Origin of the sequence: Filimonas effusa (genome assembly GCF_004118675.1) — a bacterium.
Lineage (GTDB): Bacteria > Bacteroidota > Bacteroidia > Chitinophagales > Chitinophagaceae > Filimonas > Filimonas effusa.
On record NZ_SDHZ01000001.1, the window covers coordinates 1,018,650 to 1,029,798 of the forward strand.

At 47.6% G+C, this 11,149-nt stretch carries 8 protein-coding genes; 4 read left to right on the forward strand and 4 right to left on the reverse strand.

Features of this window, described 5'->3' with window-relative positions:
* The first annotated feature begins 35 nt into the window (after positions 1–35).
* The 3 genes from ESB13_RS03680 to ESB13_RS03690 are packed head-to-tail and all read left to right on the forward strand — an operon-like array spanning position 36 to position 6,857.
* Entirely contained in the window at positions 36–3,764 is a 3,729-nt protein-coding gene (locus ESB13_RS03680) for a SusC/RagA family TonB-linked outer membrane protein (RefSeq protein WP_129001673.1), read from the forward strand.
* A gap of 18 nt (positions 3,765–3,782) precedes the next feature.
* Entirely contained in the window at positions 3,783–5,243 is a 1,461-nt protein-coding gene (locus ESB13_RS03685) for a SusD/RagB family nutrient-binding outer membrane lipoprotein (protein WP_129001674.1), read from the forward strand.
* Positions 5,244–5,267: 24 nt separating this feature from the next.
* Positions 5,268–6,857 carry a peptide chain release factor 3 gene (locus ESB13_RS03690; protein WP_129001675.1) on the forward strand — a complete coding sequence of 530 codons (1,590 nt, stop codon included), beginning with the start codon at positions 5,268–5,270 and terminating at the stop codon, positions 6,855–6,857.
* 2 nt (positions 6,858–6,859) lie between these two features.
* On the opposite strand, the gene ESB13_RS03695 is transcribed toward ESB13_RS03690, so the two are convergent.
* The 4 genes from ESB13_RS03695 to purB form a co-directional block, all read right to left on the reverse strand.
* The gene (locus ESB13_RS03695) at positions 6,860–7,624 is read right to left on the reverse strand and encodes a hypothetical protein (protein WP_129001676.1); all 765 of its coding nucleotides are present in this window, start codon (positions 7,622–7,624) and stop codon (positions 6,860–6,862) included.
* A gap of 8 nt (positions 7,625–7,632) precedes the next feature.
* On the reverse strand, positions 7,633–8,373 hold the full coding sequence (locus tag ESB13_RS03700; protein WP_129001677.1) for an LVIVD repeat-containing protein: 741 nt from the start codon (positions 8,371–8,373) through the stop codon (positions 7,633–7,635).
* Positions 8,374–8,383: 10 nt separating this feature from the next.
* Positions 8,384–8,923 (reverse strand): LVIVD repeat-containing protein, encoded by a 540-nt coding sequence (locus tag ESB13_RS03705; protein WP_164974085.1) that lies wholly within the window; start codon positions 8,921–8,923, stop codon positions 8,384–8,386.
* Between the two features lie 72 nt (positions 8,924–8,995).
* The gene (purB, locus tag ESB13_RS03710; RefSeq protein ID WP_129001679.1) at positions 8,996–10,342 is read right to left on the reverse strand and encodes an adenylosuccinate lyase; all 1,347 of its coding nucleotides are present in this window, start codon (positions 10,340–10,342) and stop codon (positions 8,996–8,998) included.
* A gap of 58 nt (positions 10,343–10,400) precedes the next feature.
* Here purB and ESB13_RS03715 point away from each other — a divergent pair, with 58 nt between their 5' ends.
* Positions 10,401–11,147 carry a menaquinone biosynthetic enzyme MqnA/MqnD family protein gene (locus tag ESB13_RS03715; protein WP_129001680.1) on the forward strand — a complete coding sequence of 249 codons (747 nt, stop codon included), beginning with the start codon at positions 10,401–10,403 and terminating at the stop codon, positions 11,145–11,147.
* Positions 11,148–11,149 lie beyond the last annotated feature (2 nt).

The following is an 11,149-nucleotide window of genomic DNA, read 5'->3' on the forward strand; positions in this document are numbered from 1 at the left end:
GGAAGATCATTTCTTCACGCTCTATCTAATACACCATGCCTGGAAAAACTTTACACCGGCTTGTCGCCAGCTTTGCACTCTTGTTGTTTGCGATGTTCACTCATGCGCAGGATGCTTCTAAAACCATTAATGCACGCCTGTTGGGGCTCGACGGCTCTCCACAGCGCGATTATACGCTGCAGTCCAAAATGCTGGGATCTTCTGCTACTACATCCGAAGACGGTAAGTTCTCTTTAAAGGTAAACGTGGAAGATTCTATCCTCATCCTATTCCAGGGAACACAGTTGGGCGCAGTGAAAGTACCCGCATTCACCAATTTTCAGGTGCAGTTCGCCGAAAACAATAAGTTCAACATAAAGGAAATATCCGCCGAAGCCGCAAAAGATACAACAAAACCTGTAACGCCGGCTCACGACTCGGTAGCGGCGCCCGTTCCAGCCGATACAGTGGCCGCTCCTGTAAAGGATTCAGCCCCAACAACTACGCCGGGTAAGCCCGACTCCGCTGCAACAGCTGCTGCCAGGCCCGATACCGCAACAACAGCGCCTCCGGTCGACTCATCGGCCGTTCGTGATACAGTCTTCCTCACCGGTAAGGTCATTGATATGTCCGGTAAACCTGTTTCATTTGCAACTATTGCATTTGCAAGCGGCGCCACCTATAACGGCGGCGAAGACGGCAGTTTCCGCATACCTTTCAAAACAGGCGCTACCGTTAAGTTCTCAGCCGTAGGCTACTCCGATAAAGACGTGGTGCTTGTTTCCGCAACAAAACCGCTCGATGTTCAGTTAAGCGCCAAATCAGGCCGACAGCTGCAGGAAGTGAAGGTAACCGCCCTGGGCGTATCCAAAAAGGGACGTGCAGTGGGATATGCTATCCAGGAAGTAAAAGGCGAAGCCGTTCAGGTGGCCAAAGAACAGAATTTCGTAAATGCCCTGCAAGGTAAGCTCGCCGGCGTACAGATCAATGGCAACTCAGGCTCCATGGGAGGCTCCTCAAAAGTGGTCATCCGTGGCGCCAAATCTATTACAGGTAACAACAATGCCCTCTTTGTAGTTGATGGTATCTTCATGGGCAACAATAACCCTTCCGCCAGCTATAACCAGCAGATAGGAGGGGGCGGCTACGATTACGGTAGCCCAATTCAGGACATCAACCCCGACGATATCGAACAGATCTCGGTGCTCAAAGGGGCTGCTGCTACTGCATTATACGGCTCTCGAGGCTCCAACGGTGTGGTGCTGGTAACAACAAAAAAAGGAACCGTATCCGGTAAACTGGGTATCACGTATAGCATCAACGCGCAAACCGATAAGGTATATGTGCTGCCTAAATACCAGAATAGGTATGGTGCCGGCGGTGCCAATACCACCGACCCCAATTTCGTAGGCAGTGGCTTCGATACGCTCTGGTATAACAAAAATCCCGAACAGTTCCTCAGCGAAGGCGCAGCAACCTATTCCGATCCCGTCCTCGGCCGCTACGATTTAATGCCACAGTTTGCCGTCGACGAATCATGGGGGCCCGCTTTGAACGGACAGATTGTAAGACCCTACTATTCTTTCGATAGAAACAAGAACAATCCTTTCTTCGGCCAAACCACCACCTGGTCGCCACAGCCCGATAACCTCAAAGACTTTTACCGCACAGGGCTTACGCTTACAAACAGCATCAGCATCAGCGGCGGTTCCGATAAAGGCACCTTCCGGCTTTCCTATAGCAACCTTTCGCAAAGGTTTATGGTGCCCGAAGCTAAACTCCAGCGTAATAACATAGGCTTCAATGGTACGTATAAAGTAACCGATGAAATTACAGCAGTTGCCAGCGCCAACTACTCCTATCAGGATGCAAGAGGCCGGCCAGGTACTGGTTTCTCAGGAACAAACTTCACCCAGTATTTTACAATGTACGGCCAGCGCCAGCTGGAACTCGATAAGCTCCGCTTCTATCAGTTTGCAGATGGCTCACAGGTGAGCTGGAACAGGAAATCCTTCGCCGACCCAACACCTACTTCAGCTACATCTCCCTACTGGGCGGTAAATAAAAACTACCAGACCGATAACCGCGACCGCCTGTTCGGCCTCGCCGGCTTCGAGGTAAAAGCAACAGACTGGTTAAACTTCTCCGCAAAAGTGTTCATGGATCAGTTTAGTACCACTATGGAAGAACGTCTTCCAAAAGATTACCAGACTGGCGGCTACAACCGTACCGATCGTACCTTCAGGGAATTGAACTACCTGGTAATGGCCAATGCAAAAAAAGACCTTAGCAGGAAAATAAGCCTGAACGCCTCCGCAGGTGCTAACCTCATGCAGCAGCGCGATGAAATTAATACAGGCTCCTTCACAGGCCTCATCGTGAGAGATGTTTACAACTATCGCAATGCCCTCGGAAGGGTTACCTATACACCGTTCCTTTATAAAAAAGAAATTCAGTCTGTCTTTGGCGACGCGGTCTTCGGTTACGATAACACGGTCTTCCTCGAAATAACTGGTCGTAACGACTGGTCTTCAACACTCGGCCCCGGTAATAACTCCTATTTCTACCCGTCAGCTTCTCTCTCTGCTGTCTTCTCCGACTGGCTGAAATGGAAATGGCTGTCATTCGGTAAAGCCCGCGCCAGCGTTGCGCAAATAGGCAGCGACACCGATCCTTATCGCATTTATCCTGCCTTTAATGTACCCGGAATGTTTGGCAGCGACCCAACCATAGGCAAAGATGCCGCCCTCGCCAACCCGGGCCTTAAACCGGAAAGAAGCACCGAAACAGAAGCCGGCCTGGAACTTAAATTCCTCAACAACCGCATCGGCCTCGATATCACTGTTTACAACAGGATTACAAACGATCTCATCGTTCCGCTGCAAGTGTCGCAAACAAGTGGTTATAGCTCTTATTTCGCAAATATAGGCAAATCACGCACCCGGGGTCTTGAACTGGAATTCTCTGCCACGCCGCTTGAACTAAAAAATGGCTTTACCTGGAACATAGGCGCCAACTTCGCAATGAACCGCAGCCGCCTGCTCGAATTGAACTTCCCGAATAACCCGGGTGTCGACAGGTATGTAGTGGGTACCGAAAGAAGACGTAACTCTGTTTCTGCAGTTGCCATCGTTGGCCAGCCGCTGTTTATGCTTACCGGTACCGATTATATCTATGATAATTACGGGAACAAAGTGGTCGATGAAACCGGCCATTACCTTGCATCGGATGCTACAAAAGTATTGGGTACTACACAACCCGACTTCGTAGGCGGTATAAGCAATAGCTTCTCATTCAAAGGCATTTCATTGAGCGCCTTGCTCGATTTCCAGAAAGGCGGAAGCTTCTTCTCCTATACAAATATGTACGGCAAAGCATCAGGCATTCTTTACGAAACAGCTGCCGATAACATCAGGGAAACAGGTGTCATAGCGCCAGGTGTAACCGAAGGCGGTGCCACCAACACGGTTAGAATTAGTGCAGCAGATCACTTCAAGAATAACTTCGGCCTTAAAGCCAATGCCGCCGATGTATACGATGCCGGGTTCCTCTACCTCAGAGAGGTGCGCCTCGGATATGAATTACCCGAAAAATGGGCCAATGTCATCAAGGCAAGGAACGCCAGGCTTACCTTCTATGGACGTAACCTTTGGCTCATCCACTCTAATGCACCCAATGTCGATCCGTCTAACATCATCAACTCCGACTCCAATATCCAGGGCCTCGAAGGCGGCGCATTGCCCTCTGTACGTTCATTTGGCTTAAATCTTACCGTCGGATTCTAACTTTTAAAACACTACTACATGAAACATGCTATTATAAAAAAAGGGCTGATTCTCTTACTTCCGGTATGCCTCGCCGCCTGTACCAAAAACTTCGACGAGTTGAACCGTGATCCTACCAGGCCTACCGAAGCAACACCCGAAACCCTGATCACAGGTGCCGAAAGAAGTGCTTCGGATATTATCTATAATAATTTCGTCAACGGCAGGGTAGGCATGTTATATGCACAATACTGGTCACAGTCTCAGAACGAATCCCATAGCCAGTATATGCTTGAAGAAAGCTCCAATAACCTGTTATGGAACCTCTATAGCACTGCGCTTACCAACCTCGACGAGATCATAAAAATGCACAACCAGGATCCGGAGGCAGTGCCTGCAAATGAAGCAGCCATCGCCAATATCCTCTCCGTATGGATCTTCCAGGTACTTGCCGATGTTTATGGTAATATCCCGTATTCCAATGCGCTGAAAGGACTGGAAAACTTTACCGCTTCTTACGACGATGCAGCTGCTATCTACGACAGCCTCGTCAACAGGATCAATACACAACTCACCAGGTTCGACGAATCGGGTGGTAACTTCAGAAGCGGCGAAAAGATCTTCAACGGCGATATCGCCAAATGGCGTAAACTGGCTAATTCCCTGAAACTGAGAATTGGTATCAGAATGGCTGATGTGGCTCCTGACAAGGCCAGGCCCATAATTGAAGCCGCAATTCAGGACGGTGTAATGACAGCCAACACCGATAACGCTTTGTTTCCTTACCTCTCAGCCGTTCCCGACCAGTTCCCGTTCAACCAGGAATCCGGTACCGGCATCCCTAACGATTACCTGGTGAGTAAAACCCTCGTCGATTATATGCAATCTATCCAGGATCCCCGCCTGCCGCTTTACGCCAGGCCGGCAACCTCCGATTCTGTGATCAGGGGCAAAGTATACGGATTAGGTGCCTTTGGGAATGATTATACTTTTTATTCTTATCCCGGCGTCAGACCTTACTCACCAACTTTCCCCGGTATTATCATGCTGAAGGCGGAAGTCGATTTCGCCCTGGCAGAAGCTGCCGCCCGTGGCTTCACCACCGGAAGCACTGCTCAGGAGCATTATAACGCAGGTATCCGCTCCAGCATGGCCTTCTGGCAGGTGACCGATACCGCTGCCATCAACGCCTACATCGCCAGGGTGCCTTACCTGCAATCCGACTGGCGCAACCGCATAGGCTCCCAGAAATGGCTGGCGCTGTATATGCAGGGCCTCCAGGCTTGGTTCGAAAGAACAAGACTTGAATTCAGGAAACCAGGCGGCGAATCGCTCTTTGTAACACCCGGAACAATACTCGATCAGTCTGTTACTGCAGGTGTACCCTACAGACTCACCTATCCCATCACCGAAGGAAATATCAACAGCGAAAACTATAATGCCGCAGGTGCAGCAATAGGAGGGAACACTAAAGGAACTAAGTTGTGGTGGAATAAGTAAAATCTTACCTTTGCGGGCTTAATTATGAAATACGAAAAGGAAATTAATCGCCGCAAAACCTTTGCTATTATCTCTCACCCGGATGCTGGTAAAACTACCCTTACAGAAAAATTTCTGTTATTCGGTGGCGCCATCCAAACAGCCGGTGCCGTAAAAAGCAATAAGATCAAAAAGCACGCGACCAGTGACTTCATGGAAATCGAAAGACAAAGAGGTATCTCCGTTGCTACCTCCGTAATGACTTTCGAATACCGCGATACACTCATCAACCTGCTCGATACACCCGGTCACAAAGACTTTGCGGAAGATACCTACCGTACCCTTACCGCAGTTGACAGCGTCGTACTCGTAGTCGATAGCGTCAACGGTGTCGAAGACCAGACACGTCGCCTCATGGAGGTCTGCCGCATGCGCGATACCCCGGTGATCGTATTCATCAATAAAATGGACCGCGACGGCAAAAACCGCTTCGACCTGCTCGAAGAAATTGAAAAAGAACTGCGCCTTCAGTTACACCCGCTTACATGGCCCATCAACAGCGGCAAGGACTTTAAAGGTGTTTATAACCTCCATAACAAAAGCCTCCAGCTGTTTACCGCCAATACCAAGGCTTCCGACGACGAAGATTCCGTAAGTATTGCCGATCTGTCTAACGCCATCCTCGACGAAAAGGTAGGCGATAAAGACGCCGCCCAGCTCAGGGAGGATGTAGAACTCATCGACGGTGTGTATGGCAACCTGGCAACGGAAGATTACCTCGCAGGTAAAGTAGCGCCCGTTTTCTTCGGTAGCGCCATCAATAACTTTGGTGTCAAAGAAATGCTCGACACCTTTATAGACATCGCTCCGGTTCCCCGCGATCGCGAAACAACAGCCCGCGTGGTGAGCGCCGGCGAAGACAAATTCAGCGGCTTTATCTTTAAGATACACGCCAACCTCGACCCCAAACACCGCGACCGTATCGCCTTCCTGCGCGTATGCTCCGGTAAGTTTGAAAGAAACAAATACTTCCACCACGTAAGGCTCGATAAAGACATCCGCTTCAGCAACCCTTATTCTTTCCTGGCACGCAGCAAAGACGTCATCGACGATGCCTACCCGGGCGATGTAATTGGTTTGTTCGATACCGGCAACTTCAAAATAGGTGACACGCTTACCGAAGGCGAGGACTTTTATTTCACAGGTATTCCTTCTTTCTCTCCTGAGATTTTTAAGGAATTGGTGAATAAAGATCCCATGAAAACCAAACAGTTGGAAAAAGGCATCAACCAGCTTACCGATGAAGGCGTCGCCCAGCTGTTTACGCAGTTCGGCGGCAATAAAAAGATCATCGGTTGCGTAGGTGAACTCCAGTTCGAAGTTATCCAGTACCGCCTGCTTCATGAATACGGCGCTGCCTGTGAATTCAGGACAATGCCCTTCTATAAGGCCTGCTGGCTTACCAGCGAAAACCAGCAGAAACTAGATGACTTCCTGCGCTTCAAACAAGTAAATTCAGCCGAAGACAAAGACGGCCACCCGGTTTACCTGGCGCAAAGTGAATGGTTCCTGAATACCGAGATCCAGAACAACCCCGATATCAAATTTCACTTTACCAGTGAGATCCATAAATAAGATCAAAACTTCCATCCCGCGCGCAGGCCTAGCAGTAAACTAAGGCCTGCGCCATCAGTATTGCGGATCTTCCGTATCCGCAGCCAGTCCCCGTTATTGAAGTCTTCTATGATCTCCCGGCTCGCCCCGTCATCAAGTCTTACAACGCGATAGCGAAACCCCATTCCGGCATAAATATCCACGAATAAATGCTTCGACTCCCGGGAAAGAAACAGCTCTTTGCCTATTAGCGCGTTTAAACCGGTAACTGTTCTGCGTAAACGTGTGGAATGAAATCTTGTAAAACTTACAGTAGGTGATAACACTACCAGTTCATCATAATCGAACGGCTGAGTGGTTTGCTTGAACATCCCCTGCACACTTAAATACCACGGACTATCCATCCGCCCCGCCTTCAATATATTTTTAAATCTTACCTCCGGTCGTAAACGAAACCCATTGGCTAGGTCACCCGCTTCAGGATAATGATAAATATATCCCGCTTCCATCCCAAACGCCAGCTTGTCTCCGGTCGCATACATGAAATGTAAATTCACCGATGGCTCTATAGGATCTATGAGCGATAACGGGGCCAGCGATAGGTAAAATCCCTTCCCCGGGACTTCCGGTGGCACATACGTGGTCGCACGCCGCGAGAACGACTTTGACGATGACGACGGATGCTTCAATACAGGTCGGGGTGAAATAGGTGTTACACGCTGGGCTGTAAGAGTGAACGTTAGCAACGAGCAGACGCCTGACAGCATCACTGCCTTTAATAGCTGCATATAAAGGTTTATTGGTTGATCTTTTGCAATAATATAGGATTTTCTCTATCTGTTATATCATACAACAATAAGCCGCTGTTTACATAACAGATCAGTGCGTTTTCTGCAACAATAACATCCTGGTACGAAGTATCGTCTTTTAAAACCTTTTTCTCTTTGGGTGACTCAGGATTGCTTACATCAAAAATGGTCATGCCGTACTCTTCTCCACATACATACAATGTGTTTTGAGCTAATCCCAATCCTTTCGGCTTTGGCATGCTTGCATATTGTTTCAGCACCGGCTGCATAATATTGGTAATGTCATAAACGTACAGCCCCGGGTTAACGTTGCCGCAGGTACTGCTACCCTGTAAAGTAGAGTAAGCATAAGTCCCCTCGGCAATAACCGGATCGCAGGCCCTTAAATGCGAGGCCTGCCCCTTGAGGGTTGGCTTCGATGGATTCGAAATATCATAAATGAATATCCCGTCCCGGGCGCCTATGAATAAATTGTCATTGTAAGAAAATATCGTCTGTGCCTGCGGCGCAGAAGCTGTATGCTTATATACAGGAGCAGCAGGATTGCTGATGTCGTACGACTTGAGCTCACTATAATTTACAGTGTAAAGATAACCTGAACTAATGGTGAACTTAGCCAGCGATCCGCCGGTGCCAGCCTGGCTGCTGCGCGAATCTGTCGATTTGGAACATGCTGTCGCTATGCTGGCTATTGCCAGTATCGTTATAATTTTAATAGTAAGTGTCATGATATAGGTTTTAATAAAAACATTTAGGATTGTTGATAGTATCCTGGTACCACGCAGTTACAGTCCCTTTACTGGCATCAGGACATTCAAAGTAACCACTGCTGGGAGGAACTTCCGATAAATGATTGTTGTAAAAAGTACTGTCTAAACGTTTAACCTCTACAGGATGTGTAATGTCCGAAATATCAATGGTTACAAGGTCTGTAATGCTGTTCACATACAAATGATGCCCGCTGATGGCCAGGTCTTCACAACCATCAACAACAAGAAAACCTTTCGATACAACATGCGAAGGATCACTGGCATCCATAATATGAATGCCGGTACCCTGGTCCACCTGGTATATGAAATGGTCTTTCAGGTATATCTTACCTGCATGTGTTACCGGCCGGCTGGCGCTGTAACTAATTTCTTTCGAATGGGAATTGGTGCTGTAAATAGGTTTATAACCATAAACCTTCGCGGGGTAATCGTTTGTCCTGATGCAGGCCCCCGCTGCTATTGCTATTACTATAGCAGCAACTGGTAGTTTTGGGAAGGAATATTTCATAAGCATTTTATGAAAAGATTCCTTCCCTGTTTTGGGTGCTGCCTGTTTAGTATAAATAAAATGTTAAGAACACTAAAACGCAGCAGTAACTCCGGTATAATTATGTGGCGTAATAGCTTTCAGCTCTTTTTTAATGGCTGCACTTACATTCAAAGTACCGATAAATGCATGAATATCAGCCTTGGTGATCGCTGCCTTACCTCTGGTCAATTCCTTAAGTGCCTCGTAAGGTTTGGGATAGTTCTCACGACGTAAAATTGTTTGAATAGCTTCCGCAACTACCGCCCAGTTATTTTCAAGATCTTGTTTAAGTTTCGCCTCATTCAGCAACAGCTTGCCCAGTCCTTTATTGATAGAAGCCAGCGCAATAAAAATATGCGCCACAGGTACACCCAGGTTACGTAATACGGTAGAATCCGTAAGGTCACGCTGTAAACGGCTTATAGGTAGTTTAGCTGCCAGATGCGCTAATAATGCATTGGCTACACCAAGATTACCTTCCGCATTTTCAAAATCTATCGGGTTCACCTTATGCGGCATAGCCGAAGAGCCAACTTCGCCTTTCTTTACAGTTTGCTTGAAATAATCCATGCTGATATAGGTCCATATATCACGGCACAGATCAATAAGTATCGTATTAATACGCTTCATGGCGTCAAGGTGGGCTGCCAGGTTATCGTAATGCTCTATCTGCGTAGTGAATTGCATACGCTGCAAGCCAAGTACGTCTTCCACGAAAGCATTGCCTAACGCTACCCAGTCTTTCTTTGGAAAAGCAATGGCATGTGCATTGAAATTACCGGTTGCCCCGCCAAACTTGGCGGCATAAGGTATGTAAGAAAACAATTCAACCTGGTTGTTCAGCCTTTCTACAAATACCATGATCTCTTTGCCCAAACGGGTAGGAGAGGCAGGTTGACCATGGGTTTTAGCCAGCATGGGAATATCTTTCCACTGGGTCGACAGCTGGTGCAACGCCTGGCGCAGGTTAACCACTGCTGGCAGGTACTCCTGCTCCATACAATGTTTCCAGCTTAAAGGAATAGAAGTATTATTGATATCCTGTGAAGTAAGACCAAAATGGATCCACTCCGTAGCTTCCGATACTCCAGCCTTTTCCAACTGCTCCTTCAGAAAATATTCAACAGCCTTTACATCATGGTTGGTAACAGACTCGATCTTTTTGATCGCTTCCGCATTTTCTACCGAAAAGTTAGCCGCAACTTCTCTCAGTTGCTGCCTGCCCTTGGCAGATAACTTGAAAAAACGCTTGTCGGCCAGGAAAAGAAAATATTCAATTTCTACAATAACCCTGTACTTGATAAGGGCAAATTCAGAAAAATAGCTATCCAGGAACGCAGTTTGCCTCCGATAACGACCATCGACAGGTGAAATAGCTGTAAGATTGTTTAACTCCATGTGTTTTATTTGAGTTTTCTTTTCCGTCCGGTTAATTTTGCAGGCAAAAGTAACAGATTTGGAGAAGATTAAGGTAGGGGCGGTAAGCTATTTGAATACAAAACCCCTTTTGTACGGAGTAAAAAGATCCGAAGAACTGCTCGCGCAGATGGAATTGATTGAAGAGTATCCCGCCCGTATCGCAGCCATGCTGGTCGATGGAACCATCGACGTAGGCCTCGTGCCGGTAGCTATCATACCAAGACTTGAAGAATGGCATATCGTCTCCGGTTATTGCATCGGAGCTTCACAGGAAGTGGCCTCCGTTTGCCTTTTTAGTGAGGTGCCGGTTCAGCAGGTGCAAAAGGTTTTATTGGACTATCAGAGCAGAACATCCGTAAATCTCTGCAAAGTATTGATGAAACACCACTGGAAAATAGATCCACTCCTCGAAGATGCCGCTGGTGAAGACTATCGCAGCCAGATTAAAGGCACAACCGCAGGTGTGGTCATTGGCGACAGAGCCTTGCAACAAAGAGCTTTTTCGCCGTATATTTATGACCTGGCAACAGGATGGATAGAAATGACCGGACTTCCCTTCGTTTTTGCAGCCTGGATAGCCAATAAACAGCTCCCGCAAAACTTTCTGACTGCCTTTAATGAAGCAAATGGAATGGGATTGAACAGGATTCAGGAAGTGGTGGCTGAAAACCCTTACGATATTTATGATCTTGAAACTTATTATACCCGCAACATCGACTATCTGCTGACACCCGATAAATTGAAAGGTATGCATAAGTTTCTCGACTTGTTGAAACACTTATAACA